General features: G+C 65.6%; 28 protein-coding genes and 1 pseudogene. 8 read left to right on the forward strand and 21 right to left on the reverse strand.

Annotation, left to right across the window (positions count from 1 at the left end; genetic code table 11):
* Positions 1-19 precede the first annotated feature (19 nt).
* A complete protein-coding gene (locus NA3_RS23165; protein ID WP_501193622.1) occupies positions 20-493 on the forward strand; it encodes an efflux permease Rv1217c-related protein in 474 nt (157 codons plus the stop codon).
* Positions 494-578: 85 nt separating this feature from the next.
* Here NA3_RS23165 and pspAB read toward each other — a convergent pair whose 3' ends face one another.
* From pspAB to NA3_RS23195, 6 genes are all read right to left on the reverse strand, one after another.
* Positions 579-1,154 carry a PspA-associated protein PspAB gene (gene pspAB, locus NA3_RS23170; protein WP_062965769.1) on the reverse strand — a complete coding sequence of 192 codons (576 nt, stop codon included), beginning with the start codon at positions 1,152-1,154 and terminating at the stop codon, positions 579-581.
* 7 nt (positions 1,155-1,161) lie between these two features.
* Entirely contained in the window at positions 1,162-2,076 is a 915-nt protein-coding gene (htpX, locus tag NA3_RS23175) for a zinc metalloprotease HtpX (protein ID WP_062965770.1), read from the reverse strand.
* Between the two features lie 5 nt (positions 2,077-2,081).
* Positions 2,082-2,360 carry a PspA-associated protein PspAA gene (pspAA, locus tag NA3_RS23180; protein WP_062965771.1) on the reverse strand — a complete coding sequence of 93 codons (279 nt, stop codon included), beginning with the start codon at positions 2,358-2,360 and terminating at the stop codon, positions 2,082-2,084.
* Entirely contained in the window at positions 2,357-3,079 is a 723-nt protein-coding gene (locus tag NA3_RS23185; protein ID WP_062965772.1) for a PspA/IM30 family protein, read from the reverse strand. The genes pspAA and NA3_RS23185 overlap by 4 nt, the downstream gene beginning before the upstream one ends.
* 665 nt (positions 3,080-3,744) lie before the next feature.
* Positions 3,745-4,095 carry a hypothetical protein gene (locus NA3_RS23190; protein WP_156769642.1) on the reverse strand — a complete coding sequence of 117 codons (351 nt, stop codon included), beginning with the start codon at positions 4,093-4,095 and terminating at the stop codon, positions 3,745-3,747.
* Positions 4,096-4,107: 12 nt separating this feature from the next.
* The gene (locus NA3_RS23195) at positions 4,108-4,677 is read right to left on the reverse strand and encodes a TetR/AcrR family transcriptional regulator (protein ID WP_062965774.1); all 570 of its coding nucleotides are present in this window, start codon (positions 4,675-4,677) and stop codon (positions 4,108-4,110) included.
* A 114-nt stretch (positions 4,678-4,791) separates the two neighbouring features.
* On the opposite strand from NA3_RS23195, the gene NA3_RS23200 reads away from it, so the two are divergent.
* Complete coding sequence (locus NA3_RS23200; RefSeq protein WP_062965775.1) at positions 4,792-5,394, forward strand: class I SAM-dependent methyltransferase; 603 nt, start codon at positions 4,792-4,794, stop codon at positions 5,392-5,394.
* Between the two features lie 6 nt (positions 5,395-5,400).
* Complete coding sequence (locus NA3_RS23205) at positions 5,401-5,769, forward strand: DUF2218 domain-containing protein (RefSeq protein WP_082976689.1); 369 nt, start codon at positions 5,401-5,403, stop codon at positions 5,767-5,769.
* A gap of 263 nt (positions 5,770-6,032) precedes the next feature.
* On the opposite strand, the gene NA3_RS23215 is transcribed toward NA3_RS23205, so the two are convergent.
* The 4 genes from NA3_RS23215 to NA3_RS23225 form a co-directional block, all read right to left on the reverse strand.
* Positions 6,033-6,653 carry a class I SAM-dependent methyltransferase gene (locus NA3_RS23215; protein WP_062965778.1) on the reverse strand — a complete coding sequence of 207 codons (621 nt, stop codon included), beginning with the start codon at positions 6,651-6,653 and terminating at the stop codon, positions 6,033-6,035.
* Between the two features lie 422 nt (positions 6,654-7,075).
* Positions 7,076-9,331: a heavy metal translocating P-type ATPase gene (locus NA3_RS23220; RefSeq protein ID WP_062965779.1), complete on the reverse strand. Its 2,256-nt coding sequence runs from the start codon at positions 9,329-9,331 to the stop codon at positions 7,076-7,078.
* 48 nt (positions 9,332-9,379) lie between these two features.
* Positions 9,380-9,532 (reverse strand): hypothetical protein, encoded by a 153-nt coding sequence (locus NA3_RS37770; protein WP_167355034.1) that lies wholly within the window; start codon positions 9,530-9,532, stop codon positions 9,380-9,382.
* A gap of 45 nt (positions 9,533-9,577) precedes the next feature.
* Positions 9,578-9,784 carry a heavy-metal-associated domain-containing protein gene (locus tag NA3_RS23225; protein ID WP_062965780.1) on the reverse strand — a complete coding sequence of 69 codons (207 nt, stop codon included), beginning with the start codon at positions 9,782-9,784 and terminating at the stop codon, positions 9,578-9,580.
* A 173-nt stretch (positions 9,785-9,957) separates the two neighbouring features.
* On the opposite strand from NA3_RS23225, the pseudogene NA3_RS23230 reads away from it, so the two are divergent.
* Positions 9,958-10,550, forward strand: a pseudogene (locus NA3_RS23230) (TlpA family protein disulfide reductase).
* 51 nt (positions 10,551-10,601) lie between these two features.
* Positions 10,602-11,312 carry a hypothetical protein gene (locus NA3_RS23235; RefSeq protein WP_063917713.1) on the forward strand — a complete coding sequence of 237 codons (711 nt, stop codon included), beginning with the start codon at positions 10,602-10,604 and terminating at the stop codon, positions 11,310-11,312.
* A gap of 106 nt (positions 11,313-11,418) precedes the next feature.
* On the opposite strand, the gene NA3_RS23240 is transcribed toward NA3_RS23235, so the two are convergent.
* The 3 genes from NA3_RS23240 to NA3_RS23250 form a co-directional block, all read right to left on the reverse strand.
* Entirely contained in the window at positions 11,419-12,063 is a 645-nt protein-coding gene (locus NA3_RS23240) for a DUF8020 domain-containing protein (RefSeq protein WP_062965782.1), read from the reverse strand.
* A gap of 362 nt (positions 12,064-12,425) precedes the next feature.
* On the reverse strand, positions 12,426-13,274 hold the full coding sequence (lgt, locus tag NA3_RS23245; protein WP_062965783.1) for a prolipoprotein diacylglyceryl transferase: 849 nt from the start codon (positions 13,272-13,274) through the stop codon (positions 12,426-12,428).
* Between the two features lie 74 nt (positions 13,275-13,348).
* Positions 13,349-14,797 carry a hypothetical protein gene (locus NA3_RS23250; RefSeq protein WP_156769643.1) on the reverse strand — a complete coding sequence of 483 codons (1,449 nt, stop codon included), beginning with the start codon at positions 14,795-14,797 and terminating at the stop codon, positions 13,349-13,351.
* Between the two features lie 35 nt (positions 14,798-14,832).
* On the opposite strand from NA3_RS23250, the gene NA3_RS23255 reads away from it, so the two are divergent.
* The gene (locus NA3_RS23255) at positions 14,833-15,450 is read left to right on the forward strand and encodes a TetR/AcrR family transcriptional regulator (protein ID WP_062965785.1); all 618 of its coding nucleotides are present in this window, start codon (positions 14,833-14,835) and stop codon (positions 15,448-15,450) included.
* A gap of 255 nt (positions 15,451-15,705) precedes the next feature.
* Here the strand turns inward: NA3_RS23255 and NA3_RS23260 are convergent, their stop codons facing one another.
* The 3 genes from NA3_RS23260 to lpqS form a co-directional block, all read right to left on the reverse strand.
* A complete protein-coding gene (locus tag NA3_RS23260; protein WP_227995525.1) occupies positions 15,706-16,986 on the reverse strand; it encodes an MFS transporter in 1,281 nt (426 codons plus the stop codon).
* Complete coding sequence (locus NA3_RS23265; protein ID WP_062965786.1) at positions 16,983-18,104, reverse strand: PLP-dependent cysteine synthase family protein; 1,122 nt, start codon at positions 18,102-18,104, stop codon at positions 16,983-16,985. Before NA3_RS23265 ends, NA3_RS23260 begins: the two co-directional genes overlap by 4 nt.
* Before the next feature lie 101 nt (positions 18,105-18,205).
* Positions 18,206-18,628, reverse strand: a complete 423-nt coding sequence (gene lpqS / locus NA3_RS23270) for a putative copper homeostasis (lipo)protein LpqS (protein ID WP_156769644.1) — start codon at positions 18,626-18,628, stop codon at positions 18,206-18,208.
* An 807-nt stretch (positions 18,629-19,435) separates the two neighbouring features.
* Here lpqS and NA3_RS23280 point away from each other — a divergent pair.
* Both NA3_RS23280 and NA3_RS23285 read left to right on the forward strand, forming a co-directional pair.
* Positions 19,436-19,798: a BlaI/MecI/CopY family transcriptional regulator gene (locus NA3_RS23280; RefSeq protein WP_082976690.1), complete on the forward strand. Its 363-nt coding sequence runs from the start codon at positions 19,436-19,438 to the stop codon at positions 19,796-19,798.
* A gap of 68 nt (positions 19,799-19,866) precedes the next feature.
* Positions 19,867-20,718, forward strand: coding sequence for a M56 family metallopeptidase (locus tag NA3_RS23285; RefSeq protein WP_156769645.1), 852 nt, complete (start codon positions 19,867-19,869; stop codon positions 20,716-20,718).
* A 25-nt stretch (positions 20,719-20,743) separates the two neighbouring features.
* On the opposite strand, the gene NA3_RS23290 is transcribed toward NA3_RS23285, so the two are convergent.
* From NA3_RS23290 to NA3_RS23310, 5 genes are all read right to left on the reverse strand, one after another.
* The gene (locus NA3_RS23290) at positions 20,744-22,165 is read right to left on the reverse strand and encodes an NADH-quinone oxidoreductase subunit N (RefSeq protein ID WP_197521852.1); all 1,422 of its coding nucleotides are present in this window, start codon (positions 22,163-22,165) and stop codon (positions 20,744-20,746) included.
* Positions 22,166-22,184: 19 nt separating this feature from the next.
* Positions 22,185-23,678 carry a complex I subunit 4 family protein gene (locus NA3_RS23295; RefSeq protein WP_062965790.1) on the reverse strand — a complete coding sequence of 498 codons (1,494 nt, stop codon included), beginning with the start codon at positions 23,676-23,678 and terminating at the stop codon, positions 22,185-22,187.
* Positions 23,679-23,733: 55 nt separating this feature from the next.
* The gene (locus tag NA3_RS23300) at positions 23,734-25,461 is read right to left on the reverse strand and encodes an NADH-quinone oxidoreductase subunit 5 family protein (RefSeq protein ID WP_369689786.1); all 1,728 of its coding nucleotides are present in this window, start codon (positions 25,459-25,461) and stop codon (positions 23,734-23,736) included.
* 131 nt (positions 25,462-25,592) lie between these two features.
* Positions 25,593-25,895, reverse strand: a complete 303-nt coding sequence (nuoK, locus tag NA3_RS23305; RefSeq protein WP_062965792.1) for an NADH-quinone oxidoreductase subunit NuoK — start codon at positions 25,893-25,895, stop codon at positions 25,593-25,595.
* Positions 25,892-26,455, reverse strand: a complete 564-nt coding sequence (locus NA3_RS23310) for an NADH-quinone oxidoreductase subunit J (protein ID WP_062965793.1) — start codon at positions 26,453-26,455, stop codon at positions 25,892-25,894. The genes nuoK and NA3_RS23310 overlap by 4 nt, the downstream gene beginning before the upstream one ends.
* Positions 26,456-26,469 lie beyond the last annotated feature (14 nt).

Genomic DNA, 26,469 nt, shown 5'->3' on the forward strand with positions numbered 1-26,469 from the left:
AGAGGAAGCGACCGGCCGCATCGATCACCTCCTCGCCCGACCGGTTGCCCGGACGCCGTGGCTGGCACAACGATTCGTCGTATCCGTCACAGTCCTGGCCGGACTCGGAACAACCGCCGGCGTCTTCGTCTGGGCCGGGACCGCCGTGACCAACGCCGGATTGAGCTTCGGTACCTTGCTGGCCGCCGGTATCAACGTCATCCCTGTCGGCATCCTCGTCCTGGGCATCGGAACCCTCGCACACGGACTGCTGCCACGATTCGCAGGCTTCGTCACCTACACAGTTGTCGCCTGGTCGTTCCTGCTCGAAATCATCGGCGCCAGCCTCGGCCTGAACCACTGGCTGCTGGAACTGTCGGTACTCCACCATGTATCCCGTGCGCCGGCCGAAGCGGTGACCTGGAACACCGGTGCCGTGCTCACAGCCGTCGGTATCGCGGCAGCGGCCGCCGGAGCCTACGCATTCTCCCGCCGGGATCTGCAAGATTCCTGACCGCGGAACCTGCGGCCGTCGTCCGCCCCTTCCCGGAACGGCGTCTGGGCCACATCGATGACCGGAATCACTCACGCAGGCGACCTCAGGGCACGGGCGCATCCCACAGTGGAAACCAGTGCTCGAGTTCGGCTTCGATGGGGAGTTCGCCGGAAAGCGCCGCGCGGACCTGCAATTCAAAGGTGTTGTCGCGGCGTTGCTCCCCGGAGGGCGCGAACGGGTAGATGGTGCCCCGTTTGAACAGGTAAACCAGCCCGAGCCGGTGTGGCGGAGCGTCAGCGGTGGCGAAGCCGATGACGGTACACAGCAAGTTCGGGCCGAAACCGTTGTCGGACAGAGTGGAATTGACAGCGTGCAGCGCGGTCACCAACGCGGACAGGTCGGCAATGTCCTGTCGGCAGGTGATCCAGGTGTAGCCGAATCCGTCGGTCGTCACCGCCACCGCGGTGGTCGGCTCGAGGTGCAGCAGAGCGAGGATCTCCGCCTCGGACTGTCGTGCGCCGGCGCCCTCGGCCTGCTTGAAGCACACAGCCCCGGCCCCGGTTGGATGGACATCGAGTGCGGCTTGCAGGGTGTAGGCAGCGGGTGGAATGGCGAACAATACATCGAGATTCGGCTGCACCGGTTTGCTGCGGCCCAGCAGCGCGTCGAGGAACCCCATCCCGGTCTCAGCTTTCCTGCCCGAGTTCGGTAGCCAGCGTACCGAGCTGGTCCAGTCGCTGCTGAAGGCTCGGATGGGTGGACAACAGCGTCGACCAGGTGGCCCCGGCACCCAGCGCGGGGGCGAAGAAGAACGCATTGAACGGCTGTTCGGTGCGCAGGTCGCGACTGGGAATGCGGCCGATGTCCCCGCTGATCTTGGTCAGCGCCGAAGCCAGCTCGGACGGGCGCCCGGTGAGGATCGCGCCGGCTCGGTCGGCGGCCAGCTCGCGATACCGGGACAGCGCTCGGATCAGCAGGAAACTGATCGCGTAGACGGCCGCGGACACCGCCATCACGGCCAGGACGACGAGAAACAAGTTGTCGCCATCACGGCGATCACGACCGCCGCCACCGAACATCGCGGAGTACAGCGTGAACCGTGCGATGAGGCCCGCGAGCACGCCCATGAACGACGCTGTGGTCATCACCACCACATCCCGGTGGGCGATGTGCGAAAGCTCGTGCGACAGAACACCATCGAGCTCATCGGCGTCGAGCCGCTGCAGCAGGCCGGTGGTGACCGCGACGACCGCGCGGCGCGGACGGCGACCGGTGGCGAACGCGTTGGGCATATCGAGATCCGCGATGGCGACCTGCGGTTTGGGCATATTCGCGGTCGCGCAGAGCCGATCGATGATGCCGTGCAACTGCGGTGCCTCCTCAGCCGTGACTACACGCGCCCGCATCGCATACAGAGCGATCCGATCGGAGAACCAGAACTGCGCGAACAGCAGCCCACCTACGATCACCACGACCACCACGACCGACTTGATCAACACCACCAGCGCCGCGATGAACACGACATAGAGCAAGCCGAGCAAGAACATGGTCAACCCCATTCGGGCCGTGAGCCGATGATCCGGCCGGAAACGAGTACGCATACCGATTATCCCGGAATCAGTCCGTCGTCGCGCAGCATCGCGCGCACCTCGGACAACGGCATATCCGCACTGGGAAGAACCAGCTCCGAGGCGACCAGCGCGTCGTCGGCTACCGGGGTGGCAAGATCGCGGACAGCGGCCAGCATCCGACCCAGGACCAGCGAAAACCCGGAGTCGTCTCCCGCGTCGGCTGCCTGCAACAGCTCGTCGTCCAGTTCGTTGAGGTCGGGAAGGCGGGCGTCATCGAGACTGTACTGACCTTCACCGAGAATACGAACAATCATGATTGCGGCCTCTCCTGCGGATTCGCCTCGATCGCCGGCGTGAGTGTGCTCTTCAGTTGAGCCAGCTCGGCATCGACATCGCTACCACGGCTCGCATCGAGCGCGGCCTGGATATCGTCACGCTGCCCGACCGGAGCAGTGGCATCCTCCAACGCGCCGGAGGCGATCAACTCGTCCAGCGCTTGCGAGCGCGAACTCATCTGCGCGGTCTTGTCCTCGGCGCGCTGGATCGCCAGCCCGACATCACCCATCTCCTCCGAGATGCCGGTAACAGCCTCGCTGATCTTGGTCTGCGCCTCAGCGGCCGTGTATGTGGCCTTGATCGTCTCCTTGCGGGTCCGGAACGCCTCCACCTTCGCCTGCAACCGTTGCGAGGCGGTGGTGAGCTTGGCCTCCTGGGCCGCCAAGTCCTCGTATTGCGGCCACAGCTGCTCGATCTGGGCAAGGGTCGCCGCACGCCGTGTCAGCGCCTCTCGGGCCAGGTCGTCGCGTCCCTGGGTGACGGCCTGCTGGGCCTGGCTCTGCAGACGGCCGGCGGACTGATGGAGTTGGCTTTCCTGCAATTCGATGCGTTTGCGGCTGGTCGCGACATCAGCCAGCCCACGCCGCACCTGCGCGAGCATCTCCAACTGACGCTGATACGAGTAGTCGAGCACCTCACGGGGGTCCTCGGTGCGATCGAGCAGCTTGTTGGTCTTGACCCGGAACAACAAGGCCATACGTCGAGCGATACTCACTTCTCGTCACTTCCTCACATGTAGGAGCCGCTGCCTTCACTGTCGTCGCCCACCGGGCTCGCTGCCAGGGACCTACGGCCCAATTTCGCCGGTCCATCAGTCGAGCTAGCTGGGACCGTAGGTGCGGACTTTCTCGAGGCTTTCCGCGAATTGCGAGGCAATAGCCTCCACACGATCGCCCTACTGACGTGCGTGGTCGAAGCCGAGCTATCAGGCAAGGGAACAAGGACCGCGGAAACGCCCTTAAGACACGGGTGACAGGCATCGACCTGCTGCGAGGGCGTCCTCACCCTAGCCACGCTGTATGGGGAGGAGACAGCCCGAGAGACTGGGCGGGGGCTGCTGCACGATCGGGTGACAGTTTGACCTCTCCGTGCAGCAGCCCCGCGGTCTTCTTTCGACGCGCGCCTTGCTCGCGGTGCGCTCCGTCGGGACATTGTTCCCGGAGGGTGCCTATCGGCCCTGACGGCCGGCGCTCGCTCTACTCGGGCAGCCTGCAGCAAGGTAGTAGGCCCACCCTCACTGGGCAATCTGCGCCCATCGCGCGGCCGTACCCGGGTGGATTCCAAGGAGGTCACTAACCACCGCCGGCGGCAGCTCGGCGATGATGGTCATCATCGCGGTGTTGCGTGCACAAGGCTGGGCAGTCAGTTGTCGGTGAGCGACTGGCGCAGAGAACGGGTGTGGCGGGGTCGGGTCGGCGGTTTACCCGGAAAGAGGTAGGGGATCAGTGCACCGGCGACCCGGCTGTCGAGCGGCAGACTTTCCTCGGTGAGGCAGCGCCGCAGCTGGTTCTGGTAATCCTCGAATTCCTGGAACTCCTTGGCCGGCCCGATAGCTGGCTGACGTGCCCGGGAGGCGAGGGAACTGGATGGGCCTCGATCACGGCTCCACCGTAAGAATGCGCTCAGCGGTTCCAGGCGGCAATCGCCGGCCTCCGCTGATAGCGAGGAAGCATCCACGCGCTCGTAACGCGCACCAGCGATCGACTCTCGCACAGGAAACTACTGTCATGCGGGGCGTAGCCCGGCGATGGTGATCGCGACCAGATCCGGCACCACGCCACCGCTCAATTCAGCGGCCGCCGCCAGGGCGTTCAAACAATAGGCAGCCAGCACATCGGGGTCGACATCATCGCGAAGTTCGCCTGTTTCCACGCCTTCAACGATCAGGTGCCGAACCAGATTCTGTAACTGCTTGTGCGCGTTCGCGATTCGATCGTCGGGGTGTAGAAATGTCACCACTTCCCGGTCGTGACTGCGGGTTTGGTGGGCGATATCGGCGTACGCGGTCAGCACGGCCTGCAGCCGTGCGCTCGGGCTGCCGGCGCCGTCACGTACGCGAACGAGCTCCGCGATGTGGGTATCGATGCGCTGGGCGTGCCAGGTGCGCAGGATCGTCTCCACATCGGGGAAATACTTGTACAGCGTCGCCCGGCCGATCCCGGCCCGTTCGGCGATCTGCGCCATGGTCACCGACCGAAGCCCCTGCGCGAACACCAGTTCCGCGGCAGCATCGAGCACCGCATTGCGCACCTGCGCGCGATGCGCATCGATCGTGTCGTCCCACAACTTCGGCACCGTTGAACCATACACTGCAACCCGAATAGATACACTGCCTCTTGACTATAGACGTGATGTCTCGATAAATTGGCGTGTGGCTCACCCCGCACGACCTCGAACGCCAGGAGTCTCATGTCGAACCCGAATCACGCCTCGCCCGCATCCCCCCGCGATCTCTACGACTCCAAACCTCCATGGGACATCGACCGCCCACAACCGGCCTTCGCGCGACTGGCATCCGCCGGTACATTCAGCGGACGTGTGCTCGATATCGGTTGCGGCACAGGCGAGCACGCTCTTCTCGCCGCCGGTCTGGGTCTGGAAGCAACCGGAGTCGACCAATCCGTTCGCGCCTTGGGACATGCCGAGCGCAAGGCCCGCGAACGCGGAATCGAGGCCCGCTTCCTGCACCATGACGCCCTCGCGCTGGCCGAGCTCGGCGAAACCTTCGACACCGTCCTCGATTGCGGGCTGTTCCACATATTCCCGCCCGAAACCCGCTCGGCTTACGCCCAGAGTCTCGCCGCGGTGCTGTCGCCCGGCGGGCAATACTTCATGCTCGGATTCAGCGATAAGCAGCCGGGCGACTGGGGCCCGCACCGACTCACTCGCACCGACATCGAGACCGCGTTCGCCGACGGCTGGCGAATCGACTCCCTCGCCCCGGCCGTCATCGACATCCGCACCGACCCGGCCGGTGTTGCAGCGTGGCTGGCCGCGATCACTAGGAAGTGATACAGCATGCCAACCATCCGAGCCTGCATTCCCACCGACCGGGGACCCCGGTACTTGCAGCAATTCTGCACCCACGCCTACGCGATGGCATCACCGCGAGCCCACCGAATGCGTTTGCACCGCAACGATATCGCCGACGTCCGTCTGAGCGTCGAGACCGCAGACAACGACGCCATGGTCCAATTCGCCCCGTGGGGGACCTGCACTCTGCATGCCGACGCGGGCACACTCACCGTTCGCATCAATGCCGCCGATCCGCCAGCGCTGCAACGAATCCGGGACATCGTCGCCCGAGACCTCGAGCGTTTCGGACGTGGGAGCATCCGAATCGTATGGACCGAAATCGCCGATACGGAAGGCTCGCCGCCATCATGAAATTCGCCCACACCACTGACTTCGGCCGGCGGTCCCCGGGTCGCGGATGGGTTCTCATTGCCATCGCGGTCGCGGTCGCGGTCGCGCTGGTCGTGCACGTCGGCGCGGCCGGCTATGCGGTAACCCACTGGCGGTGGACGCTATCTCTTTCTCTGATTCTAGTGGTCGCTGGAAAAGCCTTGCTGTTCTTACTGTTTCGCGCCCGCCGCAAACGGCTTCGATAGGCCGACAAATCGAGCAGGCAGGGGTCCGGCGCCTACCTGTCACCGCTTCCGGGCGACAACCCGTTCTACGAGTCCCAGACGGAAGCGTTCTGCGTGTTCGACCTCGAAGCCGGTCGCGCGGACGGTGTCGATGGGGCGGCGCAGAAAGTGCTCGCCCGCCAGCGGCACGGTGACTGTTTCGAGGACGCGCTGCACCCACCGTGCCGGGCGAGAACTGCTGGCAACATGGTCCACCAGGATGAGCTGTCCACCCGGCCGCAGGACTCGCCGCATCTCGGCGATCGCCTTGGCGCTGTCGGGGATCGCGCACAAGCCGAAGGTGCACACGACGGTGTCGAACGTGCTGTCCGGAAATGACAAAGCGTGCGCGTCGCCTTCCTGGAGCGTGGTGTCAGGCCGGACCTCCTCGGCGCGTTTTCGAGCAATGGCGAGCATCTGCGCGCTGAGGTCGACACCGGTGAGCCGCACCGTGTCCGGATAGAAGGGCAGGTTCAGACCGGTGCCGACCGCAACTTCGAGCACATCGCCTCGGGCCCGGCCGCAGGCCCAGGCCCGGGAGTCACCGAAGACGTGCCGGTCCCAGAAGCCCATCTCCCGGTCGTAGGAGCGGGACTTCTTGTCCCAGTATCGGTGCCATCGGTCGGTACGTCTGGATTCCATCGCTGCTCCTTACCTACCCTTCGCGACTCGAAGTAGGCGTCTCGCACAGAGGGGCGCAGCCCGTCGGCTTTGGTACCGGCTCGCTCTGCGCGTCGTGGTACGCACTTACAGCTCACCAGGAAATTGGTCGATCCGAAATGGGGGATCTCCCTGATAGTCGGGCCCGCAGTCGAAGTATGCGGTCAGCCGTCATCCGTGCCCGGTCTCTGCCGCAGATCATTACCTTCCGGTTTTCGGAGTCGCCCGTTTCGATCGAAGCGCCTCCTGCACAGCGCCCAGGGCACAGCCCGCAAGGCATCGGACGACCGAGCGGCTTATCGGGTGCTGCGCCAGTCGCCGAGTGCCGGTGATGATCGACATGTGCTGTCCTCCAAACGATTCGGACGGGACAGCAGAATGCTGTCCCGCCCGGTTCCTACTGTTCAGTTGGCGGTGGAGCGGAAGTTGCGCAGCCGCAGGCTGTTGCTGACCACGAAGACCGACGAGAACGCCATCGCCGCGCCGGCGATCATCGGGTTCAGCAGCCCGGCGGCGGCCAGCGGAAGAGCCGCCACGTTGTAGGCGAAGGCCCAGAACAGGTTGCCCTTGATGGTGCCGAGCGTCCTGCGGGACAGGCGAATCGCGTCGGCCGCTGCCCGCAGGTCACCGCGGACCAGGGTGAGGTCGCTGGCCTCGATGGCCACGTCGGTGCCGGTACCCATGGCCAAGCCCAGATCCGCCTGAGCCAGCGCGGCCGCGTCGTTGACACCGTCGCCGACCATCGCGACCACCTTGCCCTCGGCTTGCAGCTTCTTCACCACATCGACCTTGTCCTGCGGCAGCACCTCGGCGATCACCTGGTCAATACCGACCTCGTCGGCGATCGCCCGAGCGGCGGCGTCGTTGTCACCGGTGAGCATGATCGGTGTCAACCCGAGTGCCTTCAGTTGTGAAATCGCCTCGGCCGAGGTCGGTTTCACCGCATCAGCCACCACCAGCACACCGCGCGCGGCACCGTCCCAGCCCACCGCGACCGCGGTCTTACCGTCGGCTTCGGCGGCACTCATCGCCGCCTCCAGGGCGGCATCCAGATGCTGTGACCAGTCGGCCAGCAGTTGCCGACGGCCGACGATAACCGCGTGGCCGTCGACCACACCCTGCACCCCGAGACCTTCGATGTTGGTGAATCCCTCCACCGCGGGCAGGTCGCCGACCTTCTCACGCGCACCCTTGGCGATCGCCTGCGCGATCGGGTGCTCCGACGAATCCTCCAGTGCGCCCGCCAGTTCCAGCAGCCGACCGGTGTCCTCGCCGTCCGCGGTGACGACATCGAGCAGAGTCAACTTCCCGGTGGTCACCGTGCCGGTCTTGTCCAGCACGACCGTGTCGACGCGACGGGTCGATTCCAGCACCTCGGGCCCCTTGATGAGGATGCCCAACTGGGCGCCGCGACCGGTACCGACCATCAACGCGGTCGGGGTCGCCAGACCCAGCGCGCACGGGCAGGCGATGATCAACACCGCCACCGCCGCGGTGAACGCCGCCGCCACCGAACCGCCGGTACCCAGCCAGAACCCGAGCGTGGCCACCGCCAGCGCGATCACGATCGGCACGAAAACACCCGAGATCTTGTCGGCCAGACGCTGCGCGGCTGCCTTACCGGTCTGTGCGTCCTCGACCAGCTTCGCCATCTGCGCCAACTGTGTGTCGGCGCCGATTCGTATGGCACGCACCACGATTCGCCCACCGACATTGACCGTGGCACCTACCACCGCATCGTCGGGACCGACCTCGACCGGAACGGATTCGCCGGTCAACATCGAGGCGTCCACCGCCGAGGACCCCTCGGCCACCATGCCGTCGGTGGCGATCTTCTCCCCCGGCCGCACGACGAACAGGTCCCCAACCCTCAGCTGGTCGACCGGTATCCGCTGCTCGGTACCGTCCCGAAGCACAGACACTTCTTTGGCACCCAGTTCGAGCAGTGCGCGCAACGCCGCACCGGCGCGGCGCTTGGAGCGTGCTTCGAAGTAGCGGCCGGCGAGGATGAAGGTGGTCACGCCGGCGGCGGCTTCCAGATAGATGTTGCCGGTGCCGTCGGCCCGCGCGATCGTGAACTCGAAGGCGTGGCGCATACCGGGCATCCCCGCGGTACCCCAGAACAGGGCGTACAGCGACCAGCCCAGCGCGGCCAGTGTGCCGATCGAGATCAGGGTGTCCATCGTCGCGGTGGCATGGCGAAGATTCGCCCACGCCGCGCGATGGAACGGCCAGGCGCCCCACACCACCACCGGCGCGGCCAGCGTCAACGACAGCCACTGCCAGTTGGTGAACTGCAGCGCCGGCACCATCGCCATAGCGATCACCGGGACTGTGAGGACCAGCGAAATCAGCAGACGCTGCCGCAGGGAGGCGACCGGATCCGCCTCGGGAACACCGTCCGACTCGGTCTCGGCTACCGTCGGCGCGGGCAGGGCGGCGGTGTAGCCGGCCTGCTCGACGGTCGAGATCAGCTCCTCGGGCGTGACAGCGCCGTCGAACTCCACGCGCGCCTTTTCCGTCGCGTAGTTCACCGACGCGGTGACCCCGTCGAGTTTGTTGAGCTTCTTCTCGATGCGGTTGGCGCACGAAGCGCAGGTCATCCCACCGATTTCCAACTCGATCCGATGTTGTGTGGGCGGCTGAGTCGTGGTGCCCATCGTTGTTCCCATCTGTGCGGCTGCCCTCGTGGGGCGGTGGATGAACTGTCAGTTCCCGTGCCCGGCATGACCGGACATGACGGCGGGTGTGGCGTGGTCCGCGGCGGGAGCCGGGCCCAGCACGGCGCCCGCTCCCATCGCGAGAGCGAACACCGCCGCCAGACCGACGACGAATGCGGAGAATTTGGCGGTGGCGGTCATCTGCGTACTCCCGATTTCCTTGCGCTGCCGACAATCTCGCTCGACTCAGTCGGCGAGCTGGTATCCCGCTTCGTCGATGGCCTCGGCGATCCGGACGCGATCGACCGGTTCGGCGCTGTCGATATCGACGCGTCCGCTGGCCAGGTCGACGGCTACATCGGTGACGCCGGGAATCTTGCCGACCTCCTCGCGGACGGAGGCCACGCAGTGGCTGCAGGTCATACCGGTGACGGTGACGGTCGTGGTGCTCATTGTCATTCCCTTCCTTGCCTGTCGAACGATTTTTACCATACCCCCCTAGGGTATTTTGTCAAGCGGTTCCGGCCGACACCCACCGGGCCCACATCTGCCTCCTCGGCTTGTTGAACTACTATCTATGTACCTAAATAGTAAGTACGGAGATGTCACGGAACACGGAGAACGCGGTGCCGAACCGATTACGACGCCTCGCCGCACTGGCAACGCTGGCTTCGGTCGTCACGGTTGCGGCGTGCGGGCGCAGTACGGACGCTGTCGCGCAGGGGGCAGCTTCGACTTCGTTTCGCCCGGCGGTAAGATCGAGATCTTCTACGATCCGCCGGCTTCCCGTGGCACCATCGGGGATCTGACCGGTCCGGCGCTCATGACCAGCGACACGATCCACCTGGCCGACTACGCCGGCAAGGTAGTCGTCATCAACATTTGGGGTTCATGGTGTGGACCGTGCCGCACAGAGACACCGGGCTTGGAGCAGGTCTTCAACGAGACGCGCCAACAGGGCGTGCAGTTCCTCGGCATCGACGTACGCGACAGCCGTTCGGCCGCACAGGATTTCGTCACCGACTTCCATGTCCGCTATCCGTCGATCTTCGATCCGTCGATGCGCAGCCTGCTGGCGCTGGGCAGCCACTACCCGACCAGTGTCGTGCCCACGACAATCGTGCTGGACCGCCGGCACCGTGTCGCCGCGGTCTACCTCAAAGCCCTGCTGCCGGACGATATCCGCCCGGAAGTCCAGCGATTGACCACCGAGCGGTGAGGCCATCAACGACCCCTCCCTGCCCCCGCGCACCAACCACACGGAGCCCCGATGACAGGTAACAAGACCCCTCGACCCAACCTCAACCGCGCGACGAGCAAAGCCCTCGGCGGCAAACGAAACGATCGCGGAACTCTGCTGCTTTGGATAGGCGCGGTAGCAGTCGTTGTGGCGTTGATCGTCGCGATCGCGGTCACCGTGGTTCGGGGCGCGGACAACAAGAAGCACGAAAACGCGGCAGTGGGATTGAACAATCCGGCCGCAGCGACCGCGACCGGCGCCGCCTCCGCACCACCGTGGGCGGCGCCCACCGACGCGACCGGCGCCGTCCGGCGTGCGGGCCTGCCGATGCTGGCCGAAGAGGGCGCCGTCGAACACATCCACATTCACCTCGACGTTCTCGTCGACGGCAAACCTGTCGCAGTGCCCGCGAACATCGGCGTCGACCGTTCAACCGGCAAAATGAGCCCACTGCATTCCCACGACAACAGCGGAGTGGTGCACATCGAGTCGCCTGTGCAACGCAAATACAGCCTGGGCGAGTTGTTCAGCGAGTGGAGTGTGAGCCTGTCCGAGGGCAACATCGGCGCGCTGCGCGCTGCGGACGGCCAAGCGCTGCACGCTTATGTCGACGGCCAACTGCGCCAAGGCAATCCGGCCGCGATCACGTTCAACGAGCACGATGAGGTCGCCCTCGTCTACGGACCGGCGGACTCCAAGACGACGCCCCCTTCGAGCTACAGCTTCGGCAACGGCGAGTGATCCCTCCGGCTCACCGCGCACTGTCGCACCCCTGAGTTGTGCGCGAACACCCGAATGGGGCGGTCCGCATTCGGGTCGCCCCATTCGGGTTTGTGCTACGCGAGGATCAGGGAGCAGCCGGAGCGTTGAGCCGGTTGAAGTACTCGATGGCGACCAGCACCCCGGAGACGCCGCCGACGGCAACCAAACCGGCCGCCGCACCCAGCGGTGCTCCCAGCGCCGCGCCGGTGAGACAGCCGCCGATCGCCCCGGGGACGATCAGGAACGGGGTGCCGAGGGCCGCACCGAGCAGACATCCGCCACCGATCCCGATGGCGGTGCCGACGAGGGTGCCGATACTGGTGGCGATACCGAACTCGTTGTAGGCGGCCTGCAGCGCCGAATCCTCGTCCGCCTGGCTCGCCACATCGTGCAGCATCGGGGCGGGGTGGGCGGCAGCGGGGTTCGTGCTGGGCGTCAAAGTGGCCCGGTTGCCCTCGATGTGAGCCGCGATCGGGTATTCCAGACCGTCGCGGAGGTAGCTGAGCGGGAATCCGGCGACGACCTTGCCGTGGTTGTCGCGTACCTGGAATTGATCGCCTTCAGCCGCCAGTGATCCCGCATCGGTCTGGACCACCACGGATTTGTCGATAACGTTTGCCGTGTAGTGGATGTCGGGGTTGTCGGCAGGAGCTGCCATGCCCGTGCCGGTGGAGATTCCCAGCGCGGCAATGACCAGCGCCGATGTTGCGGCGAACTTGGTGAACTTCATTTTCCAGATCCACTTTCTGTCTGCGACACCGTTTGACCGACGTCAGAGTTCGAGATCGAAACTCTCAAAAAGGGTGCGGGGCAACGATTACGGCCATGTAACAAACGATGTAAACAAGCCACCAAGAAAGTGCCAGCAATGTTAACGATGTGAAAATTCGGACATCGTCGCTGCACGCCCTCTCGGAGGGCGGACGGCCCGGCTTCCACACGCCGGATTGATCTGTCACTTCACCCGAAGGGAAGGAGGCATCACGAAGTGACGAATCCGCTGTACACGCAGATTCGCTTGGGATGCACAAATATTCGGGACCGCAGAGTGTGTTCGACGCTGCCGGGTCGGTTGATGTCGCCTCACCCGGTTCACACGGAGGAAGACGTATCCTCCTGCGCCTCTGCGCGGCGGCGCCGCCAGGTGGCAACGACAAGAATGGTGGTTGCCACAGCGAATACGAGGATCGATGTCCAGTCGTTCAGCCGAAGCCCGAAGAAGTGATTGGCATGATCGACACGCAGCGCTTCGATCAGGCCGCGACCGACCGTGTAAGACGCAACATACAGCGTAAACAGGAGACCGACGCCCAGCGGTCGGCCACGTCGTCGGGTTCTGCGTTCCACCCACAGAAGCAAAATGGCGACGCCGATATCCCAGATGCTCTCGTAAAGGAATGTGGGGTGATAAAGCCCGATATCGGCAGTGTCGTCGGGCCGGCGTGCGGGATCGATTTCGAGGGCCCACGGCAATGTGGTCGGACGGCCGAACAGTTCTTGGTTGAAGTAATTCCCCCAGCGGCCGACGGCTTGGGCCAGAGCCAGACCGGGCGCAAGCGCGTCACCCAACTCCAGCAGCGCGATCTTGCGACGCCGGCAACCGATCCATGCCCCCACAGCACCGAGGACGACCGCACCCCAGATGCCGAGACCACCGTCCCAGATGTAGAACGCCTTCATCGGGTCGCGCCCCGCACCGAAGTACAGTTCGGGATCGGTGAGAACGTGATAGAGCCGCCCACCGACAATCCCGAAGGGCACCGCCCAGATCGCGATGTCGATGATGTCGTCGGGATCGTGTCCGCGGGCCGCCCACCGTTTGCGAGTCAGCCAGATGGCGACGACAATTCCGGCGATGATGCACAGTGCGTAGGCGCGAACAGGAAACGGCCCCACGTGCCAAACACCCCGAGACGGGCTGGGCAGATACGCCAGTAGCACGGATTTCCTCACTGCTGTTACTACCTGTGTACGTACTATAGTACATAGTAACCAGCATCCGGTCCGGCTGGAGTTCAGGCCCGTGCGCCGGCAGTTGCGCTGGGGCGCCCGGTACGTACGACGACGATGACGCCAGCCGTCATCAATGCGGCCGCGAGCGCGTATATCGCGGTCCCGGACACGATTTCGATGGTCCGAGTGGACGCGGTGGATCCGGCCGGTCGATACAGGTCGCGTACTTCGGAAACCATGCTGGACCGGTCGGCGGGCAAGGGCAGCCACACCTCGACATCGCCTGCACGCCTGTGCAATTCGGCATAGACGAACCAACGGCCCGCTCCGTCGACCTGGACCGATCCGTCATAGGAACACGGGCCCGACGCGCGCAACGGCGCTGTCACGACGCGACCGGCACGGCGAGCGACAATGCTGCTCGCACTCGTGCCGTCACAGGACCCGATCGGCGCAACCGTCAGCGACAGGTGGCCGTTCCCATCCGAGGTGCCGATCACGGCGGCCGTGCCGGCGGATTCACCCTCCCCCGGGTCGTGCGCCGACGCCGCCGGTGTACCCGACATCGCGAACCCACCGGCAAACAAAGCAACCACGGTCACCGCCACCACCCTCCCCTGACGCATGTTCGCCAATAGCACGACAGCGAAAACAGCGACAGCGACGACCGCGAGCGGAGCCACCGTGGCGGCGGGGCGATCGGCTACTCCGGTTGCAGCCGAGATCCATGCCAGGGCGGAGATCGCCGCGGCCGCACCGGTATACCGCAATACCGAATTTCGCCACCGAAGGTCGAGCACGCACAAACCCAGCACCGCAAGCGGAATCTCCGGCGTACTGCGTCCCAGTAAGAGCAGGACGACGGTGATGACCAGTCGGACCACGAAATAGATCCCGACCGTCATCGTCAACGACGCGGCCACGGGAAGCGCGGCGCGAGCGACCGCGCCCGCGACCAGCGCGGCCGCAAGCAATACCGGCAGATAGTAGGCCTCCGAGAACTGCGGCACGTCGGTCTCGTATTCGAGTACCGCTGTCATGAGACCGCCCAGCAACAGCGCGGCCAGCATGGCCTCCACCACGCCATACCTGCTCGGCCGCACCCCCGCGATGATGCCGAGAACCATTGCGGCAGAAGCGAAGACAACCAGCATGTGCGGCGCGCTCCACAACACCGCGTCTCGACCGAACGTCGAGTGCCACGCCGCGTCCAGCGGGGCGGCCGCCAGCGTCGCGGCTCCGCCGAGCGCGGCGACCACCAATGGGGCGAAGCGCAGCGCGGAACGGATCGAACGCGTGCTCACGAGCACCCGACCCGCCCAGAACAGCACGACCGCCCCGGCGACAGCGACCGAACCGTACAACCACAGATGGGGCGGGATCATCGCGCTATCCCGGCCCAGATCGGTATGCCACGCATCGTCCCAATACGTCGCCGTCAGGGAAGCGAACCCCGCGATCGCGATGACCGCACCACACCAGGAAGAAAGTCTGAGACTATCGATGCTCATAGTTGAGACGTTCATGTCTCAACTATGATGCGTATATGTCACAGAGTCAAGAGGTAGTGATAGGCAGTGATCTCATCGATGCGACCGAGGCTGCCGTGGGCCGGTGGGGTCTGGGCGAGCTGACCTTGGAGCGAGTGGCGTCCGAGGCGGGCATGTCGCGAGCGACGATTTATCGGCGAGGCGTGACGCGCGAGGACCTGGTGGCTGCATTGACCTCCCGCGCCGCCGACACCTTCCGCGACGAGATCTGGCCCGCCCTCACAAGTTCCGGGACGGCGGCCCAGCGGCTTCGAGCCGCGCTGGAGGCGATGTGCAGGACTGCCGACAAACATCTACCCGTGCTCGCCGGAATGTTCCTCGCACACGGCGAGGTCTTTCACAAACCCGGCCCGGACGCGCTCGTCGTGGATGTTTTCGCCGAACCCTTCGAACGACTACTGCGTGACGGCGTCGCCGACGGAAGCCTGCGCGACGTGCCACCGACCACCACGGCGACCGTGCTGTTCAACACGGTCGGCTGGGGCTACATCCACCTGCGAGCCGGACACGACTGGGATCCCGCAACCGCACGTCGGGCAGTACTCGATCTGGTCTTGACGGGCCTGTTACCAGGAACTACCGAAGCGGCGGCTGCGGCAACCGAAAGGCCATGACGTCGACGGGAAGCTGAGACGGACAACTACACCCGCGCACGGTACGACGATCGGGAAGCGCGATCCGCGAGGAAGGGCCGCGCGACCCGATCGCCGGCGCCACTACTGACGGCGCCCCGTGCTGCGGGCAGTGCAGCACAAGCTTTCGACGCAACGGTCGATCCCGGCCTCGCACGAATGCACGTCGAGCTCAGCCCGGTTTCGCCCGCCGCAGCGCCACAATCTGCGGCGCTGCGTTCCTCCTGGAGTGGGCGCTCAGGCGGACTCGGCCCCCTGCGCCACCGGCTGCGGCTGCGACTGGTCTCGCGCCGTCTGTTTCTGCGCGGATTTGTCCAGTCGTGCCAGCGCGAACGCCGACACCGCCCCGATGGCGATAAGTCCGACCCATACGGCCCAATCCATGCCGGCCGCGCGCGCCGCGCCGACTACGACACCGGTGGCGAGGTTGCCGACGAGAATGCCCACCCCGACCACGGTGTTGTAGAAGCCGTAATGCGTGGCGACGAGTTTGCCGCCCGACAGCGAGACGACGGTGTCCATTTCGAACGGGAACACCGCGGCCGTGCCGATCGCGAGAACGGCGGCCGAAAGCAGGAGCACCACAACGGCTGTCACGGTGCCGAAGTGCTGCGGGCCTGGCACGAGCACCAGTGGCACGAAGGCGATCGCGAGGATGCTCAGTCCGACGACCAGGCTGCGCCCGGTCCCCCAGCGGGCGCGGAACCAGGCGGTGATCCGCAATTGCCCGGCCACCGCGACGACACCAGACACCACGAACAACGCCGATGTCACGGTCTCGGCCCGAGGCTTATCGATGTATTCGGCCTGCAGTGGCAGTGCCAGATACATCTGGAACGACAGCACATACGAGCCGATCATGGCGACCGCGAACGCGAGGAACCGGCGGTTCGCGACCACGGTTCGCCAGTCGTCGAGCACCGAGGTGCGTTCGGCAGGTGCGCTCGCCTGGCGGGTCGGCAGCGCGAATAGTTGGGCAATCGTCAGCACCGCGAACACCGCGGCGGCCACGCCCGCGGCCATCCGGAAATCCAACGCCATCAACGCGAGCCCGACGAGCGGGCCGGCCAGGATTCCCGCCTGGTAGAAGATGTTGAACACCGCGAACGCTTCGAGGCGACGTTCACCCGTATCGGCCGCCAGATAGGCGCGCACGGCAGGGTTGAACAGTGCGCCGGCGAAACCCGTTGCGGCCGAGGCGATCAGCAACAGTGGGAGCGAGGTGGCGAACATCAGCATGCCGAAGCCGACTGTGCGCAGTAGACATCCGGCCACGATCAGTGGCTTGTAGCCGAGTCGGTCGGCCAGGGTGCCTCCGACCAGGAACATCCCCTGCTGGGAGAAGTTCCGCACACCCAGGACGAGCCCGACTGCCCAGGCCGCCAGACCGAGCGGTCCGGCGAGGTAGCCGGCCAGGTACGGCATCAGCATGTAGAAGCCGAGGTTGATGCCGAACTGGTTGATCATCAGCAGACGCGCGGCCATATCGAAGCTGCGGAACTGTTTGATCACGGTCACGACGCCGACTCCAGGTCGATGCCCAACGTGCGGGGGTCGATGACGGTGGTGCAGCGGGTCCACGAGGTGACCACCCGCTCGGTCGGATGAGCCACCACTTCCGGTTCGATCGGCGGATCGGCGTCGAACAACCCGTTCTCCTCGCAATAGGCGTCGTTGTAGACGGTGTCGAAATAGCGGTGCGGGCCATCGGGGAACACGGCCGCAATCCGGGTCCCGGCGTTGTGGACTCGGGCCGCCCAACCGGCGACCAGCCCCACCGCCCCGACACTCCACCCGCCGCTGGCGTGGTGGGTGGCGGCCAGGGTACGACATGCCCACACCGCCTCCGAGGGCGCCACCCAGTGGATCTCGTCGAACGCGTCGTAGTCGACGTTGCGGGGATGAATGCTCGAACCCAGGCCGCGCATCAGGCGGGGCCCGGCGGGTTGCCCGAAGATCGTCGAGGACACCGTATCCACGCCGATCAGCTTCAGCCGGGGATTGAACTTGCGCAGAACCCGCGCGACGCCCGCCGAATGTCCGCCGGTGCCGACGGCGCACACCAGCACATCGATGCGGTCCAATTGCTGGACGAGCTCGAGTGCGAGGGATTCGTAACCATCGACGTTGTCGGGGTTGCTGTATTGGTCCGGGCACCACGCGTCGGGCTCAGCAGCCATCAGTTCGGCGACACGGTCGCGCCGGGCCTGCTGCCAACCACCGGTCGGGTGCGCCTCGGTGACCAGGTCCACCCGGGCACCGTAGGCGGAGAGCAGCCGCACGACCATCGGCTCCATCCCCGGATCGGTCACCACGGTCACCGGATGACCGTGCACCATCCCTGCCAGGGCCAACCCCAAACCCAAGGTGCCACTCGATGATTCGATGATCCGCGCACCCGGGACGAGGTCACCGCGTTGTTCGGCACGACGCACCATGTGCAGAGCCGGTCGATCCTTCATCCCTCCCGGATTGGCGCCTTCCAGCTTGGCCCAGAATCCTCGGCCGGCCGGAGCCAGTGGCTCACCGACCCACAACACCGGGGTATTTCCGACCAGACCTCGCGGCATGACCGCCGGTGTCGGCGCCTCGGTTGTCGAGACATCTTCCGGTGCCTCGAGCACAATTTTGTCCATGACTGTCGCTTTCGGTATCGGTCCGCCCGAATGGGCGGTGCAGCGTGAGCGGGCAGCGGACACCGGCCGATGACAGTGGCCATCGACCTGTCGCTAGCCGATCAGCGGCGATCGATACACAAACGAGTCAGAATTCCGCGCCCGGTCAGGGCAGTCGGGGTAGGCAGCGGCGGGCCACGCACCGCCAGCGCAATCGAACCCGCCACCGAGATCGCCGCCAACGCGACCATCGCGAGGAACAACACCAGGCCCAAGAGCATCGTCTTCTGCGGATTCGCCGGCAGCGCCGACTTCAGAACGCAGTGAGCCGCATGCGAGCAGCAATCGTCTCCGGGCACGTGAAGGCCGAGGTCGAGATGCCCCACCGCACTCGCGGCCGATACCACGTCGCCCGAGGTCATCGTCGGGTGCACATGAGTGTCGCCACCGGGTCGCACGCAGTCGAAATGCAAGGCCACGAGCACAAGGAGGGCGACGAGCGCCAGCGCGGGGACGCCAAAGCGGAGGCGACTGATCAGGCTCACTGCGGAGCCACCGAGATCGATCCGGCATCCGCGTGCGTGAATGGCGAGAATCGGACGGTCAAGCGCGGCGACATGGAGGCAGTTCCGTTAGGCAACAGCGCGCGATAGTTCGGACCGCAGCTCATGAGCCGAACCTCCCTACGTCGAAATGCGTTGCATCGGAATATCTTTCGGGTGATGCCATCGCGACACACGATACGCGATCGACATCCGCTGGCAACAATCTACTATCTCCGTACGGACTTAGTTGATCGTACGTGAGGAAGACCACGAATACCGAGGATGACACCCCGCCATCCGCCGAACGGTCGTCGCCCACCCTACCGGAGGGTACCCCGGGGGGGTTAATTGACATTGGGTATTTCCGGATTTATCGGACACGAAATAGGGCGGTAACCCCGGGGTTCACCGCCGGCGCCCCAGTGGCCACAAGACCGATTCCGGAGGCTCACGCCACGGCCACTCGCCACCTAGCGACGCCCCGCCGGGTCGCAGATCGATAGGGTCATTACGCCTACCCACCGAACTGACCAGCACGCACCCGAACCTGGACAGCAACGGTCGGAGCGATCTTGCGGGCAACGTCGTCGACCTGCTACTACTATCTATGTACGTATTACATAGAAAGCTCGTGCTGGTTCGATCGCGGCACGGGACGCCGATGCCTGACGGCGTTCGCGGTCGGCGGGACGGACGCTGATCCTCATCCAGCCCCGTCTCGCCGCCGCACCCACGACCGATCGATCGGAGAACGATTTCCCTACCGACCTGGTGGCCTAGGCTCGAACCAGGCAGGAGGGACGACAAGTGCAGCAACTCGGCGATCTGGAAGCGGCCGTCATGGACGTGATCTGGCGTACCGACGAACCGGTCCGCGTGCGGGAGGTACTGGCCGGGCTCGGAGACGAGCGGCCGCTGGCGTACACGACGGTGATGACGGTGATGGACAACTTGCACCGCAAGGGCTGGCTACAGCGCGAGCGCAGGGGCAGGGCCTACTGGTACGTGCCCACCCGCACTCGCGCCGAGGCCGCCGCCGATGAGCTACGCGCAGTCCTCGACGCAGCCGATGATCCCGACGGGGTGTTGTTGCAGTTCATGCGGGGGGTCTCCGAAGCGGAATCGAAAGCGTTGCGGCGAGGCCTGCGCGCGCGGGGCCGACGCGGGTGATCACCGGGGTGGTCGGATTGGCGGGCGCGGTAGTCATTGCGTTCGGCGCTCCCCCGGCGCTTCGGGTCATGCTGCGGCGGACGGATCCGCGGCTCGTTCTCATGGCGTGGGCGTCACTGCTCAGCGCGAGCGCGGCGCTGCTGATGGCACCGCTGTTCATTAGCCTGGCACCGCGTCACGGCGGTCCTGCCGCACTGATGTCCTGGGCGCACCGCTGCTTGCCCGGAGCGCATGACGCCGTCCCCGCCCGGCTCGTAGCCGCGATCGGGATCGTCGGTGTCGCCGTGTCGGTCACGGCCGCAATTCGATTCGCGCTGCGCTGGCGAGCGGTGTCTCGGCAACGAAGTATTGCGCTCGACAAACACCGGAATCTGTCTCGCATCCTGCACGGAACCGTCGATCTCCCTGTGCTGTGGCTACCGTCGCCCGCACCGTTCGCCTACAGTTTGGCCGGTCGACCGGCGATGATCGTCGCCGGTCAAGGCTTGACGGCGCGGCTGGATCCGGCCGCGGTGGGCGCCGTGCTGGCGCATGAGCACGCGCATGTGCGTGGCCGCCATCACCTGCTGGTCACGGTCGCCGAGGCTGTCGCCTACGCCGTGCCCTGGCTGCCGGTCGCGCGGTGTTCACCGGAACTGGTCCGTGCACTGGTCGAGCTCGACGCCGATGGACACGCGGCCGAAATGTTCGGATCCGCTGCTGTCCATCGCGCATTGACCCGCCTGGGCGATGTCCCGGCTCCCACATCCGTGCTGGCGATTGCCGAGGATTGTGTCGAATTGCGGCTCGCCCGCCTCGCCGAGGCGGGCGCCCGCAACCGAATTCACCCGCGCAGAGCGGCGGCTGCCGCCCTTGCAGCGCCCGCCCTGCCGGTCCTGCTGCTCGTGGCCACCTTCGTGGTGACGTCATGCGGCGAATAGCTGCTCGACTGTTCTGACCTGCCGGTCACGGTACTGCGAGCGGTCCGGTCATCGCATCCATGATGGGGCCGGCGAGGATTCCCACCGCTATCGATGCGGTCGCTGCCGCGTATGCCACCCACGTGTTGATCGGTTCCGGTGCGGTGCCCTGCCTGGCTCCGCTCAGGGTCGGCACGATCCAGCGCAGATAGTAGAAGACGCTCGCGACGGCGTTGGCGACCGCGACGACCACGAGCCACCCGTATCCGGCGTCGAATGCGGCGGTGAATACGCTCAACTTCCCGACGAAGACGCCGGTGGGCGGGGTGCCGATCAACCCGAGCAGACAGACGATCAACGCCACGATCACACTGGGATGCCGCCGCAACTTTCCGGTGTAGTCGTCGATCGTGCGCAGGGCGGGCATCGCGCATACCACGGCGAAAGCGCCGAGATTGGTTACCGCGTAGGCCGCCAGATAGATCAGTACGGCAGGTAGTGCGAGGTCGCTGCGGTCCAGTGCGACGACGCCGACGAGCAGGTAGCCGATCTGGCTGATCGTCGAATAGCCGAGCAGCCGCCGCACATCGGTTTGGAAGAAGGCCGCAAAGTTTCCGAGAACCATTGTGGCCGTGGCGATTATCGCGACCAGCAGGCGCCAGTTCAGTCCGCTCGGTTCCAGCACCATGGCAGCGAGGCGGTAGATCGCCACGACCGCGCCGAGTTTGGGCACGGTGGTGACCAGCGCCGCGACCGGTGCCCGGGTGCCCGCGACGACATCGGGGATCCAGAAATGTGCCGGCACCGCTCCCGCCTTGAACAACAGGCCACCGAGCACCGCGACCGCACCCACCACGAGCGCAGCCTGCGGCGCCCCGTGCGCACTAGACCCCAACGCCGGATACGCGGTGGCACCGCCCGCGCCGTAAACGATCGCCGCGCCGAACACCATGGTCGTCCCGAACAGCGCTCCCAACAGGTAATACTTCAGCGCCGCTTCGGTTCCCAGCCCGTCCTTGCCGAACCCGACGAGTGCGTAGAGGGGGACGCTCGCCAGCAGATAGGCCACGATCAATACCAGCAAGTCTTCGGCACCCGCGAGCAGGATCGCCCCGAGACCACTCAGGACGAGCAAGACGACGAACTCGGATTCTCTTGCCGCCCTGCGCGTTTCCGGCGCAGACATGGCCAGCAGCACCAGCAGCGAACTGGCTACGACCAACCGCACGGTATTGGTGGCCGCGTCGATGCCGTAGCTGCCGTCGAACACGGTGCGCGCCGGATCGCTCCACACCGGTACCGTGGTCGCGACGACGCCCACCGCACCCGCCGCGGCGATTACGCGCACGACCCATTGTCGTCGGCGCGGCAGGAACGAGCCGAGCAGCAAACCGGCGACCGCGGCGATGGCCAATGTCGCCTCCGGCGCCAGCGCGAGCAGATCCCGGACCATCATGTCCTCGGACATGGGCCCCATCTCTCCCATCTCAGCGCACCACCAACCGGCCGAGGGATGTCGCGGCCGGTTCGATGACATCGAGCAGGAAACGCGGCACGATGCCGATCACCAGCGACGCGCCCATCAAGGGAATGATCGACACCGCTTCTGGCGCAGTAAAATCGGCGAAGGGCTCGTCCCGCGATTCGCCGAGCGCCAGGCGTTGATAGGCCCGCAGCAGCAAGGCAGCGGTGATCAGAATTCCGAGGAACGCCAGCGCGGTGTACACCGGTGCGGGACCGAAGGATCCGGTGAAGATCTGGAATTCGGCGATGAACCCGGAGAAGCCGGGCAGTCCGAGCGAGGCGAACATGGCCGCGGCCATTGTGGCCGCGAATATCGGTGCCTGCCCGGCCAATCCGCCGTAGGCGTCGAGATCGTAGGTGTGGCGGCGCTCGTAGAGCACTCCGGCCAGCAGGAACAGGGCGCCGGTGATCAGGCCGTGGCTGACCATCTGGGTGACCGCACCGGTCACCGCGAGGGTGCGCGCTTGCTCACTGTTGTGCGCGATCAGTCCGGCCGCACCGACCGCCAGCACGATATAGCCCATGTGGTTGACCGAAGTGTAGGCGATCATGCGCTTGAAGTTGTTCTGCGCCAACGCGACCAGCGCACCGTAGAGCACGCTAATCACCCCGATGATCACGATCACCAGCGCATACCGTCGCCACGCATCGGGCAGCATCGGCATCGCAATCCGCACGAAGCCGTAAGTGCCCAATTTCAGCAGCACACCCGCCAGAATCGCCGAACCGGCCGCCGGTGCCTCGGTGTGCGCGGGCGGCAGCCAGGTATGGAACGGCACGGTCGGCGTCTTGACCGCCAAACCCACCACGATTGCCACCAGCGCGACCGTTCCGCGAGCAACGTTGCCGGCCAAAGGATTCGCCGCGGTCAACTCGACAATATCGAAGGTGTGCGGGTCCGCTGCCAGATACAGCACGATGAAGCCGACGAGCAGTGCCAGCGAGCCGATGAATGTGTACAGGAAAAACTGCAGTGCCGCCCGGCGCGCCTGCGTGTGTCCCCATCCGTTGATCACGAAGTACATCCCGACGATCGACAGATCGAAGAAAACGAAGAACAACACCAGATCCAGCGAGACGAAAACGCCCAGACAGACCGATTCCAGGAACAGGAACAACGCCGCGTACCACCGGACCCGCCGTGTTTCGCGCAGTGAATAGATCGCGCACGCCAGAAACAGCACCGTGGTCAACGCCAGCAACGGCAGGCTGAGCCCGTCGACGCCGACGTGATATCCGGCCCGCAGACTCGGAATCCAATCCACCCGTGCCTCGTCCGCGAACCCGCCGGCCGCGGGCGGATTGCGCCGATACCGCAGCCAGAGCGCGACGACCAGCGCCACTTCCACCGCGCTGCCGCCGATCCACAGCCACAGGGCGCCGCGGTCACCGATCCGCGGCAGGGCGACAACGGCGACCGCGACCAGCAGCGGCAGGAAGACTAGAACGCTGAGCACGCTCACCTCACCTTTCGGGGTCGCGCATTTGTCGCGACTGTGTGGATACCGGTGCTCACAGCACCACCATCAAGATCGCGGCCAGCACGACCAATCCGACCACGGCCTGGGCGTAATATTGATGAACCAGGCCGGTTTCCGGCCGCCGGGCCCATCGGCCCAGATCCCGTGCACCACTGGCGATCCCGTGAACAGCCCGCTCGACCGTCGACTCGACGCGGCGATCGAGCATTCGCGCGGTCGCTGTCGTCGCGGTGGCGCAGGCGTGCACGGCCTGGGCCAGCACGCGGTCGTCGAACCGGGCCAGTCCCCGCGCCACCGCGAATACGGGCGAGATAACGAACCGTTGTAGACCTCGCTCCAACCCGAGCCAATCCGCCAGAAAGGCAGGCGCAGGCAAATCGCCACGCCGCCGAAGCAGCAATGCCACGGCAGCGACCATCAGGACCGAAATCCCGCCGGACACCGACAGTTCCCATACCGGGATGACAGGTGAGCCCTCTGGTGCGACCACTGCGGCGAAACGATCACGCACTGCCGGCACCATCGCGCTCCCTCCGGCCAGCGCTGCCGCCGCCAGCACGACCAGCGCCAGCCGTTGTGTTATCCGCACTCGCCTGGTACCTGGTTCCTCCCTATCCCAGCGACTTTCGGTATCGCCGGCGCGAGACGACCACACCAGCACCAGCGCTCGCCCGGCATACACCGCGCCGAGCACCGCTGCGACGTACCCGACGAGATAGAGCGCGGTCGACGACTCTCGGGCCGCCGCGAGAACCGCATCCTTGGACGGCCACAGTGCAAACGGGGGCACTCCCGCCAAGCTGAGTGCGCCGGCGGTAAAGCACAGTCCCACAACGGGATAGGTTCGTGCCGAACCACGCAGACCGGTGAGATCCTTGGTGCCCAATGCGGTCAGCCACGCGCCCGCGCAGAGGAACAGCAGACTCTTCGTCACCGCATGCGCCACCAGATGCCCGGACCCGGCCGCCACTCCCCCGGCACCCGCTGCGAGCACCATCAACCCGACCTGCGCACAGGTCGACGCGGCCAGCAGCTGTTTGAGGTCGCGCTGACAGACCGCCACCGCACCGAGTGCCACGGCGGTGAGCGCACCCACCCACGCGACCACCGGACCTGCCCAGTCGGTCGCGGCCAGCAGCGGATGCAGACGCAATAACAGATACGCGCCGGCCGCGACCATCGTGGCCGAATGCAGCAGCGCCGAAACAGGACTGGGACCGGCCATCGCACGCGACAACCAGAAGCTGAACGGCAACTGCGCCGACTTCCCCAGGGCCGCAAGCACAATCCCAGCAGTGGCCGCATCACGCCATCCGGCGGGTAGGGCAGGCATAGAACCGAGTTGGAGCGCGCCCGCCCCACCGGCCAAGGTGGCACCGGCGGCCAGATACATGCCGAGATCTCCGGTGCGGGTGGTTAGAAAGGCCACGAGGCCAGAGGAGGCCCGATAGTTGTCCTGCCAATGGAATCCGATCAGCGCATACGATGCCGCGCCCATCAGTTCCCACGCCATCAGCAGGGCGGGCAGGGTTTGCGCGGTCACGGTGGTCAGCATTGCGGCGGCGAACAGCAGCATCAGCCCGAAGAACCGCGCCCGCGGTTCGTCGGGCGCCAAATCTCCTGCGACGAACAGCAATACGGCAGTCACGATCGCGGCGACGGTCACGATCATCACCGCGGACAGGCCGTCCACCGCCAGATCGAAGGAAATGCCCGACAGCATCGGGAGCGAACTACTCGGGCGCGCAATGGCATTCACGACGGCGAGCGTCGTCGCGGCGACAGCCGTCAGGACACCTGCCCCCGCAGCCCATCGATCCGCACGTCGCCCGCACACGGCAAGTGCCGCTCCCACCAGCGCCGGTAACGCGATCATCGACCACAGCACGGTCAGCCCTTCAGGTCCGCGGCCGCGTCGACCATATCGACATCACGAGCCCGGAAGATCGCGGTGGTCACGGCGAATCCGGCCGCCATCTCCACCGCCATCGCGGTCACCGCCACCACCACGAGGACCTGTGCGTCCGCCGAGGGCCACACGAAATACCAGAACGCCACCGCCGCCACGATGACCGCGTTGATCATCAGCTCGAGCCCCATCATGACCATCACGATCGACTGCTGCGACAGCACACCGAACAGGCCGACACTGAACAACGCCGCGGCGAGAACGAGGTATTCGGGCAGATTCATCGGCCGACACCCCCCTCGACGGGGTCATCCGGTGTTCGTCGACTCAGGTCGTCGCCGTAACGGTCGTAGCGGCCACGGTGGGTCGCCAGCACGACTGTCGCGACGATGGTGGCGAACAGCACCAGCCCGACGATGATCATCACCAGCATCTTCGGCCCCATGAGGGCTTCACCGAGGGCCCGCGTGGGATCGGCCGACCGGGCGGCAGTGCGCTCGGGCCAATCCACGAAAAAGGCGATACCGGCCAGGGCGGCGAACACCGCCGCCGAGATGCCAAGAGCGGCTTTCTGGTTGTGCACCATCGTCATCGGCATCAGACCGGCCGGATTCATCATGTACATCACCATGAAGACCACCATGATGACCATCTCCATGATCATCATCAGCGCGACCAGCACTCCGAGATAGTCGAGGTCGACGAGGAATACGGTGCCCGCGACGAACAGGAACGACACCAGCAGCGCGAACGTCGCGCGGGCCATCGAATCGACCCGGAACACCGCGATCCCGGAGGCCACGGCGCCCGCCGCGCATATCCAGAACAGCACCTGCTGCCACATTGCCGCACCTCCCT

The organism is Nocardia africana NBRC 100379, assembly GCF_001612635.1.
Taxonomy (GTDB): Bacteria; Actinomycetota; Actinomycetes; order Mycobacteriales; family Mycobacteriaceae; genus Nocardia; species Nocardia africana.